This is a genomic window from Marinomonas sp. THO17, assembly GCF_040436405.1.
Lineage (GTDB): Bacteria > Pseudomonadota > Gammaproteobacteria > Pseudomonadales > Marinomonadaceae > Marinomonas.
In genome coordinates, this window is the sequence record NZ_AP031575.1 from 216,485 (window position 1) to 232,036 (window position 15,552).

The window sequence follows — 15,552 nt, forward strand, 5'->3', positions numbered from 1 at the left end:
TCTTTAAGTAAGGGGTTAGACATGGGTGTTATTGCAAAGCGCTCCTCAATGACGTTTTTTTCAGATGGAGAAGATCATTATAGTCATCGTGTACGCATTGTTTTGGCTGAAAAAGCGGTAACTGTGGACATCATTGATGTAGACCCGTTTAATAAGCCAGAGGAATTGGCTGATGTGAATCCATACAACGAATTACCTGCATTGGTTGATCGTGACTTAGTCTTGTACGAGCCAAATGTGATGATGGAATACTTAGATGAGCGTTTTCCTCATCCACCATTATTACCTGTATATCCGGTTGCACGTGCGGAAAGTCGTTTGTATATGTACCGTATTCAGCGTGACTGGGCAAAATTGGCTGATCTAATTTTGTCTAGCAAGGATAAAGAAGCGGTTGCGCAAGCACAAAAAGAATTGCGTGAAGGTTTGATTAGTGTGTCGCCTATATTTGAAGAAAAGCCGTACTTCATGAGCGACGAATTCACTATTGTAGATTGCTGTTTAGCTCCTATTTTGTGGCGTTTGCCTGTATTGGGAGTGGAGATTCCAAAAGAGCAAGCAAAAGCATTATACAAATATATGGATCTGGTTTTTACTCGTGAGTCTTTCAAAGAAAGTCTTTCAGAAGCAGAGCAAGAAATGCGCTTGGACTAAGATCCATTAGTGCTTAGAAGTAATAAAAGAAGGAGCCAGTGCTCCTTTTTTTGTTTGAGACAAAGGAAAATATGACCATGATACCGAAACGTTCTTACTTACTAAATGCAGCTTACTCTTGGGTTGCTGATAATGATATGACACCTTATCTACTAGTAGATGCTGAGCAGCAAGGTGTTGTGATTCCGACAGAGTTTGTTAAAGATGGTCAGATTGTTCTGAATATCAGTATGACGGCGGTTCGTAATTTATTGATGGACAAAGAGGCCGTGTCATTTGAAGCGCGTTTTAGTGGTAAGTCTATGCAGGTTTATGTGCCAATGCGCGCTGCAATTGCACTGTATGCCAAAGAAAATGGTGATGGATTTGTGTTTCCAGAAGAAATGTTTGAAGAAGAACCCACACCAACACCTCCTGAACCACCGAAAAAAGGCTTTCAGTTAAAAGTCGTTAAGTAGCCCTTCTCTAAGTTAGCTTAGGTTTATTAAAGAAGGGTGAGTTGACTTTAATCTTCGTAACCGAACAGTTGTCTTTCTAATAAATCCACTAAGGTGTGGATGACAGTGATTTGGCACTCATGAACGCGAGCGGTTCCCAAGAGATTTATTTTAATCTCAGTATCGTCTTGAGAGGTTAAAGATGAAATATTTTTGGCTTCTGGACTGGTTAAAGCGACCACGCTCATTTTGCGTTCGTGTGCGGCTTGGATAGCTTGAATGATAGGGGAAGTGTTGCCGCGATTGGCAATGGCAAACAAAATGTCCCCAGGGTTACCAATGGCGGTAATTTGTTTGGAGAAAACATCATGATAGCTGTCGTTATGGGTGATGGCTAATAACGAGGAACCTTCGCCACTTAAATTGATTGAAGGTAATCCTGGTCTTTCCCTGTCCATTTTATCCAACATAAGTGTACTGAAATATTGCGCAAGATGTGAGCCGGTACTATTGCCAATACAAATAACTTTGCCGCCGGAACCAATGCTGGTGAAAATGACTTTAGCGGCATGTTCTATATAAGGTGGTAAGCTTTCTAACGCTTGTTGTTGAGCTTCAAAGCTCTGTGCAAATTGGGTGTATATTGCTTCTTGAAAATCCATAATAATTAAAATGCTGCTTTAAGCCAGGTTAAATGTTGTTCGTCTATTTCTATATCAAATAGTACAGTATCGAAACGACTAGACTGGTCTAGTTTGTTGTTTTTTTGTAGCCACAATGCTGCGCTATTTCTTACTTTATTAAGCTTACTTTGAGCCAAGCTTTCAGCGGCTGATCCGTGCGTCAGATCTGCGCGAAATCTCACTTCGACAAAAACATAGGTTTGTTGATCGCGGAAGATTAAATCTATTTCACCTGTTCGACAAAAAAAATTTCGCGCTACGAAAATGAGTCCTTGTCGACAAAGGAAAGCTTCGGCAAATTGCTCTGCTTTTTGTCCACTAGTCTTGGTTAGTTTCTTCCTCTTTCTCAAAAAATTGCTTACTGCGCGCATAGACCAAATTCCCTCTTCGGTACGTCATAATTTCAGGACGTTTGTGAAACACGCCATTATCATCCATGGTAATGATGCCAGTATTGGCAGAAATACGTGTACTCTTGAGCAAGGCAAACAATTGATATTTGTTAGCCAACAAATAGGAATCTGCTCCGAGTGCTTGCAGGCGGCGCAAAATATTTGAGCCTGGACTTGGAGGTAAAGCACTAGCGTTTTTGTTGCTGCCAGAAAGTGCTGGTAGTTCAGTAAATAAAATACGCTCAATGTCTTCGGCTTTAGTGTTTCTATCAGGAGGGCTGTCATTCAAGTTACTGGTTGAGAGCATGGGTACAGAAGCAGCGAAATAGAAGTCTAATAGGGGGCGAATCTGTTTAGCATCGTTTAGCTTGCCAACATAAAACACATAATCTAAATCTTGACGTGGACGAGCGATGGCATCGACCTGATGACCAGTCCATTTCTCAATGAGGTTTTTTCGCGCATAACTTTCATTAATGAGAAGCAGTTTTTGTACCGCATTTTGACGACCTTGAGGCGTGTTGGCGTATGATTGCGCTGATGTAACAGTGACGTGTTCTTGTTCGGCTGCGGTAAGAAATTCATCATTTTGCTTCAGCGCCCAGGTATCTTGTGTACTGAGTACAGCAGCCTTAGTGGCCCCTTCTTGTTTAGCAAAATTGATCAACTCATGTATTTCGTCTTCTGCACTTAATGAGAAATGAAATAAATTTTTGGCAGCCTGATTAACATCCAATTGATTCAAAGTGATGACAGGATAGGGTAACTCTGTACGACTTATTTTTGCCACATTATTTTTTTCTAACGGACCAATTATGATATCAGGTGCCATGTTATTCGCGGCTGTTAATGCATCTATAATGTCAGGGTATTGGTCAGTATTGACTATATTCACCTGAGGGCGTTTTTCTTTTTGATTGTAATAAGTGGCAAAAAAGCCATCGACAACGGCTTGGGAAGCACGTTTCAGTTTGCCTGACATTGGTAGCATTAGAACCACTTTTTGTGGTGCCATGTCTTCGATTGACGCCATCAATTTAAAATCTTGCGGTGGCGTGATTGCCGCAGGGTGACTGGTGTTTCTTTGTTGCCAATTTTGAAAGGTGGCAAGTTGTTGCTCAATCGACAAAGATTGATCTCGCAAGATATTACTGATGGTGAGCCAACCATTCAAAATAGGCTGTTGAGCCTGATATAGGCTCTCTATTTCATTTTCTGTTAAGTTTTGAATAGCCAGCCAAAGTTTGTCTTGATTGGCCTGTATTTCATCCAATGGCAAGCTGTAACTCAACGCCATTCTTAACTTAACTGCTTCTGGCCAATTACCAAAATGCTCAAGAATACTAGCGCGTGTCTCTGTGATTTGGTTTTGCTTGTCAGGGTGCCGTGCTGCTGTCAGCTGATCCGCTTTGTTGAGCAATAGAAAAGCATCTAGGGCATTATCAAGTTGTGCATTGATTTTAGCGGCCAGCAGATACGCATCGAATTGTAACGAAGAGGTTTTGTTAAGTACGGACTTTTCGAGAATCGAAATGGCTTGAACATAGGCGCCATCTTGATAATTTTGTAAAGCCTGTTCATAAGCCGCACTAATGACTTTGCTGTTATTGGGCTTATAAGGTTGATAAATGCTCGGGGGTGGCGTGTTGTCAGAGGCTTTTTTATCACCTTTCACCAAAGCAGAAGTCTGCTGAGGCATATTTAAGTTTGCTGAGTTACATGCACTGAGCAGAAATGCACATAAGGTTAATGATATGATGCGATAATTGGTTAGGCTCATAATCTTACAAATGACAAATGAAAGAGGAAACATGGTATCACATACTAATGATGATGTGAGAGGGTCGCTGTACATTGTTGCGACACCAATTGGCAATTTGGACGACTTTACCAAGCGAGCCGAGCAAACTTTACGAGATGTTGACTATATCGCCGCAGAAGATACCCGTCACAGCCGCCGTTTATTGAATCATTTTGGTATTGAAGGCAAGTTATTTTCACTGCACGATCATAATGAGAAAGACAAAGCAGAATACGTTGCAAGCCTATTAAATGAAGGCAAGAATGTCGCGCTGGTATCTGACGCTGGCACCCCATTAATTTCTGATCCTGGTTATCATTTGGTATCCATTCTGCGTGATCTAGATCACAAAGTAGTACCAGTGCCAGGTGCGAGTGCTTTGATTGCCGCTCTCTCTGCTTCAGGTTTACCCACAGATCAATTCTTTTTTGCAGGTTTTGTGCCGGCTAAATCAAAAGCTCGCACTGATGTGTTTGAGTCATGGCGACAACAAGTTGGCACTATAGTGTTTTATGAATCGACGCACCGTATTGAAGACTCTATGAAGGATTTGCAAACTGTATACGGTGATCAAGTTAGTGTGGTGTTGGCGAGAGAAATCACCAAAACCTTTGAAACCTTTTTATCTGGAACGCCCAACCAGATTCTCGACCGTTTCACTCAAGATGCGAATCAGTTGAAAGGTGAGTTTGTGGTAATGCTTAACATAGTCAAACCGGATCATGCGGATGAAGAAGAGGACGCCAAACGTATTCTTACAATCCTTCTAGAAGAGAACGTCTCGGTAAAACAAGCAGCTGCCATCGCTGCTAAGTTGACAGGTGGTAAGAAAAACCCCTTGTATAAGCTTGCCTTGAAGATGCAAGAAGGTGAATAACTGACTCTATCATATCAAACATTTCCTTTCAGAAGAGTTTACAGAGACATTTGAATCCGTATACTCAATGCTACTTGTCGGAGTGCCATTTGGCTGAGATCGCACAATTGAGTGCGGGATCCGCAGAACCTGATCGGGTTAACACCCGCGTAGGAAACAAGAAAGTCACACTATTTCTTTTCTGCATCGAATGAACTCCTGTTTTGCAAAGGTAAATTTGATGCTGTCAGTCGCATGAAATTTAATTTTCGATTCAGGATTTCTTTTTTTTGTCATAAGTTTGTCGCAGAACTTTGGCTAAACCAGCACCCCAGACAAGCAATTCTCCATCTATTTATAAGGGAAATGCTCATGTCGAACCAAAACAAAAAACCAAATAAGTCTTCTCGCGAAGCGTCTCGTCTTGCTGCTAAGGCTTTTATTGAGTCCTTACAAGCCAAGCCTTTTCCAGCGTCAGAGCGCATTTACCTCATGGGTACAGATGCTTCCATTCGTGTGCCGATGCGTAAAATTAATCTTACCGATACGCCGATTGGCTCGGATCCTGATAACTTGACCTTTGAACCGAACGAGGCGGTTTATGTTTATGATTGTTCAGGCCCTTATGGTGATCCACAAGAAAAAATTGATGTGTACCAGGGCATTAAAGCGATTCGCAATGAATGGATAGAGGCTCGCCAAGATACGCAATTTTTAACGCAAGTGAGCTCTACTTTTACCCAGTCTCGGTTAGATGACGAGCGTCTTGATGAACTGAGATTCCAGCATTTGCCTAAAGTAAGGCGTGCTCGTCAAGGTAAGTGTGTTACTCAGATGCATTATGCCAAGCAAGGCATTATTACCCCAGAAATGGAGTACATTGCCATTCGCGAAAATCAAAATCTTGAAGCCATCAAGAGTGAACTCTTGTTGAAACAGCATCCTGGCCAGAGTTTTGGAGCGAATTTACAAGACAAAATCACCCCGGAGTTTGTTCGAGATGAAGTCGCTAAAGGCCGGGCCATTATCCCTAACAATATTAATCATCCTGAATCTGAGCCTATGATCATAGGGCGTAACTTCTTGGTCAAAGTAAACGCCAACATAGGCAATTCGGCTGTGACTTCTTCCATTGAAGAAGAGGTGGAAAAACTGGTTTGGTCGACTCGTTGGGGAGCCGACACTGTGATGGATTTATCGACAGGGAAAAACATTCACGAAACCCGCGAATGGATTTTACGTAATTCTCCTGTGCCTATTGGTACAGTGCCGATTTATCAGGCGCTAGAAAAAGTAAATGGCATTGCTGAAGACTTGAATTGGGAAGTGTTTCGCGACACCTTGATTGAACAGGCAGAGCAGGGGGTAGACTACTTTACCATTCATGCAGGTGTGTTATTAAGATACGTTCCTATGACGGCAAAACGTCTTACTGGCATTGTTTCTCGTGGTGGCTCTATTATGGCGAAATGGTGTCTTGCGCACCACCAAGAGAGCTTCTTGTATCAGCGTTTTCGTGACATCTGTGAAATTTGTGCGGCCTATGATGTGGCCTTATCCCTTGGTGATGGGTTACGCCCTGGCTCCATCATGGACGCCAACGATGAAGCGCAAATGTCTGAGTTGAGAACCTTGGGTGAGCTGACCAAAATCGCCTGGGAATATGATGTACAAGTCATGATCGAAGGCCCTGGCCATGTGCCAATGCAGCTCATTAAGGAGAACATGACGGAACAGCTAGAGCATTGTCATGAAGCACCGTTTTATACCCTTGGCCCGTTAACACAGGACATCGCACCGGGTTATGACCACATTACTTCTGGAATTGGTGCGGCGCAGATTGGTTGGTATGGTTGTGCCATGTTGTGCTATGTCACACCCAAAGAACATTTAGGCTTGCCAAACAAGGAAGACGTTAAGCAAGGTTTGATTACTTATAAGATTGCCGCTCATGCTGCGGATCTGGCCAAAGGTCATCCTGGTGCACAAGTAAGAGACAATGCGTTGTCGAAAGCGCGTTTTGAGTTCCGTTGGGAAGATCAATTTAATCTGGCGCTGGACCCAGAAACCGCTCGTGCTTATCACGATGAAACCTTGCCGCAAGCCTCGGGTAAAGTTGCGCATTTTTGTTCTATGTGTGGGCCTAAGTTCTGTTCAATGAAAATCACTCAAGAAGTACGTGATTACGCTGCCGGCTTAGAAAAGCATGAAGATAAACAAGTCATTAATGTCGCGGCGCTGCAAGATAATGAGGCACTGCTTGGTATGGAGCAAATGTCTGAGCAGTTCCGCGAATTAGGCAGTGATGTTTATTTAACAACGGATAAATTGGATGAAGCGCAAGCCAAGGCGGAAACAAAATGAGTCAAGCAAGCCAAACAAGACCGCCGATAGTCTGGTGTGTTGGCGGCTCTGATTCCTCTGCTCATGCGGGTTTGCAAGCGGATTTACGTACCGGACAGGATTTGTCTTGTCACGTGCAAACCATAGTGACCTGTACTACGGCGCAAAATTCCAAACGAGTAGATCTGGTGGAACCCGTGAGCTTGTCCATGTTCGATGGACAGTGGCAAACCCTCTTGGACGATGTGTTGCCTGATGCCATTAAAGTGAGTTTGTTGCCGACACCAGAGTTGGTGAAAGCCTGTAGTGAATGGTTGTCGCGCATGAAAAGACAGCAACCAAACATCAAGGTGGTGTTTGACCCTGTTATGGCGGCCAGTAGTGAAGCGGGAAATCGCTTACAGCAAGACAATGCTGCAGAGAATTTACTGACTATCATGCTACCTCATGTGGACATCATCACGCCCAATTTGATGGAGTTTGAGGCCTTGACTGGCTTGTTGGGCCAGTCAAACCCTCATACTTTGGCACAATCTATGATCGAACTATTTGGTGTAAATCAGTTGAGCTGGTTACTCAAGGGAGGTCATTCTGATGATGCATCCGCTACGGATTGGTGGTTTAAGGGAGAAGAGATTCACGGTTTTAGCTCGCCTCGCTTAAGGGTACATAATACGCGTGGCACAGGTTGTACCTTGTCCACGGCGTTGGCTAGCTTTCTTGCTCATGGTTATGCCCTAGAAGACGCAATCACCTTGGCAAAAGCCTATATTACAGGTGCACTTAAATCGGGTGTGCAAATTGGTCAAGGTGCCGGGCCCTTAGGGCGCCCGGGTTGGCCATCCAAACTGGATGATTTTCCTGAGATCCTTTCTACCTCAAAAATGCCTTTGCCAATGGAAAGCTTTGCGTCTGCACAGCAGGGGTTCTATGGGTTATATCCTGTGGTGGATTCGGTGTCATGGTTGGCTTTAGTGCTCAAACAAGGTGTTAAGGTTGCTCAGCTTAGAATTAAAGAGTCAAACTCATCCGATTTAGATGACCAGATTAGAGAGGCCATCCAGTTAGGTCAAGAATACCAAGCACAAATTTATATCAATGATTATTGGCAAAAGGCCATTGAGTTTGGTGCCTATGGTGTTCATCTTGGCCAAGAGGACTTAATGACAGCGGATTTACAGGCCATACAAGCCGCAGGACTGCGCCTTGGCATAAGTACTCATGGTTATTTTGAAATTGCGCGTGCGAAAAACTTTCAGCCAAGCTATATAGCACTCGGTCATATTTTCCCAACACAAACCAAAGACATGCCGTCACAGCCTCAAGGTGTGATGCGCTTACAGGTTTATGCAAACTTGCTAAAAGAGGCTTTTCCCTGCGTGGCCATTGGAGGCATTAATCAACAAGGTTTTGCCTCTGTTGCGCAGACAGGAGTGAACTGTGTCGCCGTGGTTTCTGCTATTACTCAAGCGGAGCATCCGGTTGAAGCGACCAATAAGTTAATGCAACTTTTTGAAGAAGCGCAACAGGAGGCGTAATGAATATTTTTATTAACGATAGTGCCTATGAATTTCATGGTGTCAATGTGCAGGATTTAATAGAAGATTTGCAAAAAGAAGGGCAAGGAATAGCAGTAGCGATTGATCAAACTGTCATTGCTCGCAGTGCGTGGCAATCGACTTTGCTCATGCCAGAAAGCAGAGTCTTTATTTTTGAATCCATTGCAGGAGGCTAAGATGCAAGCTTTAACGATTGCTGATCATACTTTTTCTTCGCGTTTGTTCACCGGCACAGGAAAATACGCCAACGCAGAGAATATGACGTGTTCCTTAACCGCCAGTGGAACGGAATTGGTTACCTTGTCGCTCCGCAGAATGGATTTGAAACGACATTCGGATGACATACTAAAGCCTTTGCAAGGGATGGGAATTAAGTTATTGCCTAATACGTCAGGAGCGAGGAACGCGGACGAAGCGGTTTTCGCTGCTGAGTTGGCAAGAGAGGCGTTACAGACTCATTGGATAAAGCTGGAAATTCATCCTGATCCCCGATACCTCATGCCAGATGGGCATGAAACTTTATTGGCAGCGAAGCGCTTGGTGCAAAAAGGCTTTGTGGTGATGCCTTATGTGCATGCCGATCCTGTTCTATGTAAACGACTCGAAGAAGTGGGTTGTCAGTGTGTCATGCCATTGGGTTCCCCCATTGGCTCGAACATGGGGTTGGCCAGCCGTCCCTTTCTTGAAATCATCATAGAGCAAGCTAATGTGCCTGTGATTGTGGATGCGGGCATAGGGGCTCCCTCGGATGCGGCGTTGGCCATGGAAATTGGGGCTGATGCCGTATTGGTCAATACGGCCATGGCGGTTGCCACGCAACCTGAACAGATGGCAAAAGCCTTTCAAATGGCAGTGATGTCAGGTCGCATGGCGTTTGAAGCCGGGTTAGGAGAGAAGGGCATGGTCGCGGTCGCCACCAGTCCATTGACTGAGTTTGTCGGTGCTTTGTCATGAGTAAAATACGTTTGATTGAGCAGAGTCCAGCCATTCAAGGACACTTTAGTGCTGTGTTGGAAAGCATGGATTGGCAGCAAGTGAGTCAACTGCATCAGCAGAAAACGGCCGCCGATGTGGAGTTAGCGTTAACTAAGCAAAAGCTCAATGTGGACGATTTTGCTGCGCTGATTTCAGCTGCTGCCGAACCTTATTTGATGACCATGTTGACCAAGAGTGAGCGAATAACTCAGCAAAGGTTTGGCAATACTTTAAGTTTGTTTGCGCCTTTATATTTGTCCAATACTTGTGCCAATGAATGTACTTACTGCGGTTTTTCCATGTCCAACGCGATACGTCGTTTAACCCTTAATGAGCAGCAATTAGACGCAGAAATCGCTGCCATTAAAGGCAAAGGCTTTGATCATATTTTGCTGGTCACAGGGGAAACGAATAAGGTCTCGATGCCGTATTTTGAGCGCATGTTACCGCGTATTAAACCGCATTTTAGTCAGCTTTCTATGGAAGTTCAGCCCCTTCAAACACAAGAGTATCAAGCGCTCCGTAAACTAGGGTTGGATGCTGTATTGGTGTACCAAGAAACCTATCGTCGTTCGACCTATTTACAGCATCATTTGCGCGGCAATAAAGCCAACTTCAATTACCGATTGGACGCCCCTGATAGGCTTGGACAAGTGCATATTCATAAGATTGGCTTGGGAGTCTTGTTGGGTTTGGAAGATTGGCGAACCGATTCATTGATGATGGCGTATCACTTGCGGCATTTGCAAAAGCATTATTGGCGTAGTCGTTTTAGTGTCGCCTTTCCACGCATTCGACCTTGTGAAGGGGGCATCGAGCCCAAGTCTGTGATCAGTGATCGACAGTTGATTCAGTTAATTGCGGCGTGGCGTTTATTCGATGGGGATTTGGAGATGAGTTTGTCCACTCGCGAATCACCAGAGTTTCGCCATCATGCCATACGCATGGGTTTTACCACCATGAGTGCGGAATCGAAAACTCAACCGGGGGGGTACGCTGAGGAATCACAGTCAGCACTTGAACAATTTGAAATCAGCGATGACAGATCCGTTCAAGAAATTGCCGCTATGATTGAACAGCAAGGTCGGCAGGTAATCTGGAAAGACTGGGATCCGGCGTTAAGTACAATATAAGGTGTTGTAATCGTTTAAAAATAAATGACCTGCTGCTATCAGCAGGCCATTTAATAGATTAGCGCGTTACCTTAGCAAACAAGTCGAAGTAGGTTGGAAAGGTTTTAGAGGTACAGCCAGGATCATTGATGGTGACGGGAGTATCTGAAAAGGCTACCAATGAAAAACACATGGCAATGCGGTGGTCATTGTAGGTATCAATTGCTGCATGCTTAAGTTGTTTAACGGGCGTGACGGTGATGAAATCTTCTCCTTCAACGACTTCCGCTCCTAACTTCTTCAACTCGGTTGCCATGGCGGATAAACGATCGGTTTCCTTCACTCGCCAGTTATAGATATTGCGTATGCTGGTGGTGCCTTCTGCAAAAAGAGCTGTGGTCGCAATGGTCATGGCTGCATCAGGAATGTGGTTCATGTCCAAATCCACGCCTTTTAGTGTGTCGTGCTCTGCTTCAATCCAAGTTGGGCCATAGGTAATCTTAGCCCCCATTTTTTCCAGTACTTCGGCAAATTTAACATCACCTTGTATGCTGTCTGTACCAACGCCATGCACCTTGATTTTGCCACCTGCAATGGCGGCGGCGGCAAGAAAGTAAGAAGCCGAAGAAGCGTCACCTTCCACCATGATTACGCCAGGGCTTTGGTAAGTTTGCTGGCCTTTCACGATAAAGGCTTGATAATTTTGGTTTTCCACTTCAACACCAAATTGCTTCATAGCGTGTAGGGTGATGTCTATGTAGGGTTTAGATACCAATTCACCATCCACCTTGATGGTCAAATCCTGTTTTGCCAAAGGGGCGCTCATCAAAATGGCCGTCAGGAATTGGCTGGAAATATTGCCTTTGATGGATACTTCGCCACCTTGTAAGCCATTTGCCTTGATGAGCAAAGGGGGGTAATTCACCTCTCCTTGGTATTGAATATCAACACCAAGAGATTGCAGAGCATCCACTAGATCACCGATAGGGCGTTCGTGCATACGAGGCTCACCGTGCAATAAAAATTCCCCTTCACCTAAACACAAGGCCGCTGTTAATGGGCGCATTGCGGTGCCTGCATTACCTAAGAAAAGATCTGCTTTATCCGCTTTGATAGGGCCTGCTAAACCTTCAAGAATGCAGGTAGTTCCTTGATCTTCTAAACGATAATGAACCCCTAACTTGGTTAGACTGTTTAACATGTGCCTAATGTCGTCACTGTCCAGCAGGTTGGTGATTTTGGTCGTACCTTTGGCAAGGGTGGCCAGCAATAAAATGCGATTTGAAAGACTCTTTGAGCCAGGTATTTGGATTTCGCCATTGGCCTGAGTGAAAGGGCCAAGAGTTAAAGAATTCATGAATTAGTCCATCACAGTGGTTTAGGTTATTTGTTATTGAGCGCCTTAAAGGCTGTATAGATTGAAAGGTAAAGTTAGCTCAAATGCTTATCCCGTCTGTAAGTGGTCGCGTTTCTCAGTGTAAAGAGATCCGTCTTGAATGCGAGCTAGTATACCTAGGATGTTGAATGATGTCATTTGCAGAAAAAACCTATTGAGAGATATGTGTAAAGATATTGTTGATAATAATGATGTTAATCATTATCATTTATATTAAGGGTTGCAGGGAAAGCAAGTTGTACATCATCTTTCAACTTTCTTAGGTTTTAAAAAATGAAGATAAATAAAACAAAGTTAGCCATTCTGATATCTGGTTGTGTCATTACAGCAAATACCCTATTGGCGGATGAAGCAACAGATGTTGATCTGGATTCCTTGATTATTTCTGCTAAAGCGCCTGTTGATCAAAATGATTATTCTGGTTCAGTGAGTGTAATTACGGCTGAAGATATACAAGCCAGTGGCGCTACTGATTTGGCGGATGTAGTAAATTTGTCTCCTAGTGTTCAACTCATTTCCACCTATGTGAATCCGTCGCCAGCGGCTCAAATAAGAGGCTTTGGTACGGATCAAGTATTGATTTTAATAAATGGCAAACGCATTCCAAATATAGACCGTTCCGTACCGAGAGAACCATCTTATCGTTATGGATTAGTGCCTTTAGCGAATATTGAAAAAATTGAAATTATCCGTGGACCAGCCTCCAGTTTGTATGGGGCGGATGCTTTGGCAGGGGTGATTAACATCATTACCAAAAAGTCATCCCTTGAATGGTCTGGTTCGATTTCTCTTTACGGGGAAGTGATGGACGATGCCAATGGTGGTGACGGTCAAGGAGTGAGTGTGTCTGCTTCTGGCGCAGTAACGGAAAATATAGATTTATTGATTTCTGGCCAAACCAGCGACAGAGATGAAATTCGTGATAATGACAATTTAGCCAGTCTACAATCGTCTAAAGACCTTAAAAATTATCAAGCTGTAATGGGGGTTGATTTAAATAATGGCGATCGTTTTGAACTCAGTGCTCTACATTCTGATGATAAGAGTAAAGAATACGATTCATCAGGAGAAGAAGACGACAATACTGACGTGGAAACCAAAGTATTTACTGTTGAATATTTTACCGAAATAGCCAATTTTGAAAGTACATTCTCTTATTCAACTGGTGAGTCGAATGTGCTTGAAGCCACTCGGGATTGGACGGTTAAAGAAGATAATTTTGCTATGGATACCCAAGGTTACTTAAATGAAAAAAATTATCTGAGTCTTGGCTTAAATTATCGAGAAGAAGAAGCTATTCGCGACGATACCTCGAGTTTCCAAGATAAGGTCGATTCAACTACTTTTGTTGCTCAAAATATTTTTAAGATGACGGACGAGACGAGTATTACAGTGAGTGCGGCTTTTGATGATCACAGTAAATATGGCACTGAGGTGAGTCCAAAGGTGAGTGTTTTTAGACAGCTGACGCCGATTGTGGGTATTAAAGCAGGTTATGGTAAAAGTTATCTTGCACCTTCTCTCAGTCAGGGGTCTTCTAATTATGTGGTAAATGCAGGGCCAACTCGCTATTTAGGAAACGATGATCTGAAGCCAGAAACGGCAAAAACCCTTGAACTAGGCCTAACATTTCAGCAGAAGCATTCGCAAGCTGCCATTACTCTGTTTCGCTCTGATGTAGAGGATCTAATAGAAACAGAAATAATATCATCAACTGGTATCGAAATTAGACAATATGAGAATGTGGAATCCGCTATCTTACAAGGTGTGGAGTTCACCTGGTCGATATTTAATGATGCAGAGTCTCAGAAACTTAGCTTGAGTTACACCTATCTGGATACAGAAGATGAGTCCACTGGTTTGGAACTGGAGGATCGCGCGGATCGTCTGATAAAAGTCAATTACCTTCATAAAGATGTCTATTCAGGTTTCGATCTTGATACACAAGCGCGTTACGTCGGTGACCAGTTTACTAACGAGGATAATACTGAAGTGCTTGATGGCTATTTTGTGGCGGATTTAGGAATCAGTAAGCAGATATTGGATAACACTAGATTGCGATTTGGTATTAATAATTTAACCGATAAGGTTGTGACAACCCAACCGACAAGAGAATCAGAACGTTATATTGAAAGCGGGCGCTCTTACAAACTTTCACTTACTTCCACTTTTTAATTAGAAAAATTTGGAGTCATTATGTCCATTGAGACACTATTTGACAGAGCCGTTGATAATACTTCAATGCAGGATAGGTATGCCGCCCTGAAGCAAGAGCAGCCAAGTATGCGTCAGCGTGATGTCGCTGAACAATTGCTTATCTCGGAAGCGGAAATGCTTCATCAACAATTGGGTGTACAAAGTCTTTATTTAAACAGTGATTTTGCCAATTTGCTTAGAGATCTACCAAGTTTAGGCTATGTCATGATTTTGCTGCGTAATGAGTATGCGGTGCATGAGCGAAAAGGTGTTTATGATAATGTCAAAATTGGCGGACCTATGGGGATGGGGTTAATCATCTCTGCGGATAAACGCATTGATTTGCGTTTGTTTCTGAAGCAATGGAAGCATGGTTTTGCCGTTCGAGAAACACTGAGTCATGGAAGTCGTTTTAGTCTTCAGTTTTTTGATGAAAATGGCGTGGCAATTCAAAAGCTCTTTTTGCAAGACAAGAGTGATATGCAAGCCTATGCTAGATTGGTGACAAAATATCGTCATCCTGATCAGCAAGCTCACTTGGATATCGTAAAAAGGTCTGAGGAAGAAGCTGCCACTAAGGCAGTCGAAGTGGATCAACAAGCTTTGTATCATGACTGGTCTGCTATGACAGATGTGCACCAGTTTGTTGGCCTGTTAAAGAAACATACCGTCACTCGAGAACAAGCATTTGATTTGGTCGGTGAAGAGTTCGCTCAGCCCTTTGATATTGCTAAGTTAAAGGATGTGCTGATGACTTTAGCGGAGCAACAGGTGCCCATTATGTGCTTTGTGGGTAATAAGGGTGGCATTCAAATACACTCTGGAGTGATTCATTCAATTGTTGAAAAAGGCGACTGGCTGAATATCCTCGACCCGGAATTTAACTTGCATTTACTGATGAGCGGCATAAGCCGTGGTTGGTTAATCAGAAAACCGACCTCTGATGGCATCATCACTTCGTTAGAATTGTATGATGAAACAGGAGGTCAGGTGGCGCAATTCTTTGGTAAGAGAGTGGAAAAAAGTCCAGAAAATCTAGATTGGCGTGCCGTTGCGGAAGCTACCCTAGTGGCTTGATCAAGGCTATCAAAAGAAAAAAATACAAAAAGAGCGCTTTACGCGCTCTTTTTTATTCGCACTCTCTTTTT

Annotated in this window: 14 protein-coding genes and 1 riboswitch; of the genes, 10 read left to right on the forward strand and 4 right to left on the reverse strand. The window is 43.5% G+C overall.

The window, feature by feature from the left end; genetic code table 11:
- Positions 1-21: 21 nt before the first annotated feature.
- Together ABXS85_RS00975 and ABXS85_RS00980 are read left to right on the forward strand one after the other, a co-directional pair.
- Positions 22-654 (forward strand): glutathione S-transferase N-terminal domain-containing protein, encoded by a 633-nt coding sequence (locus ABXS85_RS00975; protein WP_353668182.1) that lies wholly within the window; start codon positions 22-24, stop codon positions 652-654.
- A gap of 77 nt (positions 655-731) precedes the next feature.
- Complete coding sequence (locus tag ABXS85_RS00980; protein WP_353668183.1) at positions 732-1,112, forward strand: ClpXP protease specificity-enhancing factor; 381 nt, start codon at positions 732-734, stop codon at positions 1,110-1,112.
- A 47-nt stretch (positions 1,113-1,159) separates the two neighbouring features.
- Here ABXS85_RS00980 and ABXS85_RS00985 read toward each other — a convergent pair whose 3' ends face one another.
- Genes ABXS85_RS00985 through ABXS85_RS00995 form a run of 3 tightly spaced genes read right to left on the reverse strand, consistent with a single transcriptional unit; the run spans position 1,160 to position 3,865 of the window.
- Positions 1,160-1,753, reverse strand: a complete 594-nt coding sequence (locus ABXS85_RS00985) for an SIS domain-containing protein (RefSeq protein ID WP_353668184.1) — start codon at positions 1,751-1,753, stop codon at positions 1,160-1,162.
- A gap of 5 nt (positions 1,754-1,758) precedes the next feature.
- On the reverse strand, positions 1,759-2,145 hold the full coding sequence (locus tag ABXS85_RS00990; protein WP_353668185.1) for a YraN family protein: 387 nt from the start codon (positions 2,143-2,145) through the stop codon (positions 1,759-1,761).
- Entirely contained in the window at positions 2,093-3,865 is a 1,773-nt protein-coding gene (locus ABXS85_RS00995; protein WP_353668186.1) for a penicillin-binding protein activator, read from the reverse strand. Before ABXS85_RS00995 ends, ABXS85_RS00990 begins: the two co-directional genes overlap by 53 nt.
- 112 nt (positions 3,866-3,977) lie before the next feature.
- On the opposite strand from ABXS85_RS00995, the gene rsmI reads away from it, so the two are divergent.
- The 6 genes from rsmI to thiH all read left to right on the forward strand — a co-directional run bounded on the left by rsmI (position 3,978) and on the right by thiH (position 10,833).
- A complete protein-coding gene (gene rsmI, locus ABXS85_RS01000) occupies positions 3,978-4,844 on the forward strand; it encodes a 16S rRNA (cytidine(1402)-2'-O)-methyltransferase (protein ID WP_353668187.1) in 867 nt (288 codons plus the stop codon).
- A gap of 68 nt (positions 4,845-4,912) precedes the next feature.
- A riboswitch (TPP riboswitch) is annotated at positions 4,913-5,017 on the forward strand.
- A gap of 178 nt (positions 5,018-5,195) precedes the next feature.
- Positions 5,196-7,187 carry a phosphomethylpyrimidine synthase ThiC gene (gene thiC / locus ABXS85_RS01005; RefSeq protein WP_353668188.1) on the forward strand — a complete coding sequence of 664 codons (1,992 nt, stop codon included), beginning with the start codon at positions 5,196-5,198 and terminating at the stop codon, positions 7,185-7,187.
- Positions 7,184-8,704 (forward strand): thiamine phosphate synthase, encoded by a 1,521-nt coding sequence (gene thiE, locus ABXS85_RS01010; protein WP_353668189.1) that lies wholly within the window; start codon positions 7,184-7,186, stop codon positions 8,702-8,704. Before thiC ends, thiE begins: the two co-directional genes overlap by 4 nt.
- Positions 8,704-8,901 carry a sulfur carrier protein ThiS gene (gene thiS / locus ABXS85_RS01015; protein WP_353668190.1) on the forward strand — a complete coding sequence of 66 codons (198 nt, stop codon included), beginning with the start codon at positions 8,704-8,706 and terminating at the stop codon, positions 8,899-8,901. The genes thiE and thiS overlap by 1 nt, the downstream gene beginning before the upstream one ends.
- Position 8,902: 1 nt before the next feature.
- Positions 8,903-9,679, forward strand: coding sequence for a thiazole synthase (locus ABXS85_RS01020; RefSeq protein ID WP_353668191.1), 777 nt, complete (start codon positions 8,903-8,905; stop codon positions 9,677-9,679).
- Entirely contained in the window at positions 9,676-10,833 is a 1,158-nt protein-coding gene (thiH, locus tag ABXS85_RS01025; protein ID WP_353668192.1) for a 2-iminoacetate synthase ThiH, read from the forward strand. The genes ABXS85_RS01020 and thiH overlap by 4 nt, the downstream gene beginning before the upstream one ends.
- Before the next feature lie 58 nt (positions 10,834-10,891).
- Here thiH and aroA read toward each other — a convergent pair whose 3' ends face one another.
- Positions 10,892-12,169 carry a 3-phosphoshikimate 1-carboxyvinyltransferase gene (aroA, locus tag ABXS85_RS01030; protein WP_353668193.1) on the reverse strand — a complete coding sequence of 426 codons (1,278 nt, stop codon included), beginning with the start codon at positions 12,167-12,169 and terminating at the stop codon, positions 10,892-10,894.
- 312 nt (positions 12,170-12,481) lie between these two features.
- On the opposite strand from aroA, the gene ABXS85_RS01035 reads away from it, so the two are divergent.
- Positions 12,482-14,383: a TonB-dependent receptor gene (locus ABXS85_RS01035; protein WP_353668194.1), complete on the forward strand. Its 1,902-nt coding sequence runs from the start codon at positions 12,482-12,484 to the stop codon at positions 14,381-14,383.
- A gap of 21 nt (positions 14,384-14,404) precedes the next feature.
- Positions 14,405-15,481 (forward strand): ChuX/HutX family heme-like substrate-binding protein, encoded by a 1,077-nt coding sequence (locus tag ABXS85_RS01040; protein ID WP_353668195.1) that lies wholly within the window; start codon positions 14,405-14,407, stop codon positions 15,479-15,481.
- Positions 15,482-15,552: the final 71 nt, after the last annotated feature.

Coding starts and splice junctions, on each gene's coding strand:
- ABXS85_RS00975 (WP_353668182.1), top strand. CDS start 22: ATGGGTGTTATTGCAAAGCGCTCCTCAATGACGTTTTTTTCAGATGGA.
- ABXS85_RS00980 (WP_353668183.1), top strand. CDS start 732: ATGATACCGAAACGTTCTTACTTACTAAATGCAGCTTACTCTTGGGTT.
- ABXS85_RS00985 (WP_353668184.1), bottom strand. CDS start 1,753: ATGGATTTTCAAGAAGCAATATACACCCAATTTGCACAGAGCTTTGAA.
- ABXS85_RS00990 (WP_353668185.1), bottom strand. CDS start 2,145: ATGCGCGCAGTAAGCAATTTTTTGAGAAAGAGGAAGAAACTAACCAAG.
- ABXS85_RS00995 (WP_353668186.1), bottom strand. CDS start 3,865: ATGCCTCAGCAGACTTCTGCTTTGGTGAAAGGTGATAAAAAAGCCTCT.
- rsmI (WP_353668187.1), top strand. CDS start 3,978: ATGGTATCACATACTAATGATGATGTGAGAGGGTCGCTGTACATTGTT.
- thiC (WP_353668188.1), top strand. CDS start 5,196: ATGTCGAACCAAAACAAAAAACCAAATAAGTCTTCTCGCGAAGCGTCT.
- thiE (WP_353668189.1), top strand. CDS start 7,184: ATGAGTCAAGCAAGCCAAACAAGACCGCCGATAGTCTGGTGTGTTGGC.
- thiS (WP_353668190.1), top strand. CDS start 8,704: ATGAATATTTTTATTAACGATAGTGCCTATGAATTTCATGGTGTCAAT.
- ABXS85_RS01020 (WP_353668191.1), top strand. CDS start 8,903: ATGCAAGCTTTAACGATTGCTGATCATACTTTTTCTTCGCGTTTGTTC.
- thiH (WP_353668192.1), top strand. CDS start 9,676: ATGAGTAAAATACGTTTGATTGAGCAGAGTCCAGCCATTCAAGGACAC.
- aroA (WP_353668193.1), bottom strand. CDS start 12,169: ATGAATTCTTTAACTCTTGGCCCTTTCACTCAGGCCAATGGCGAAATC.
- ABXS85_RS01035 (WP_353668194.1), top strand. CDS start 12,482: ATGAAGATAAATAAAACAAAGTTAGCCATTCTGATATCTGGTTGTGTC.
- ABXS85_RS01040 (WP_353668195.1), top strand. CDS start 14,405: ATGTCCATTGAGACACTATTTGACAGAGCCGTTGATAATACTTCAATG.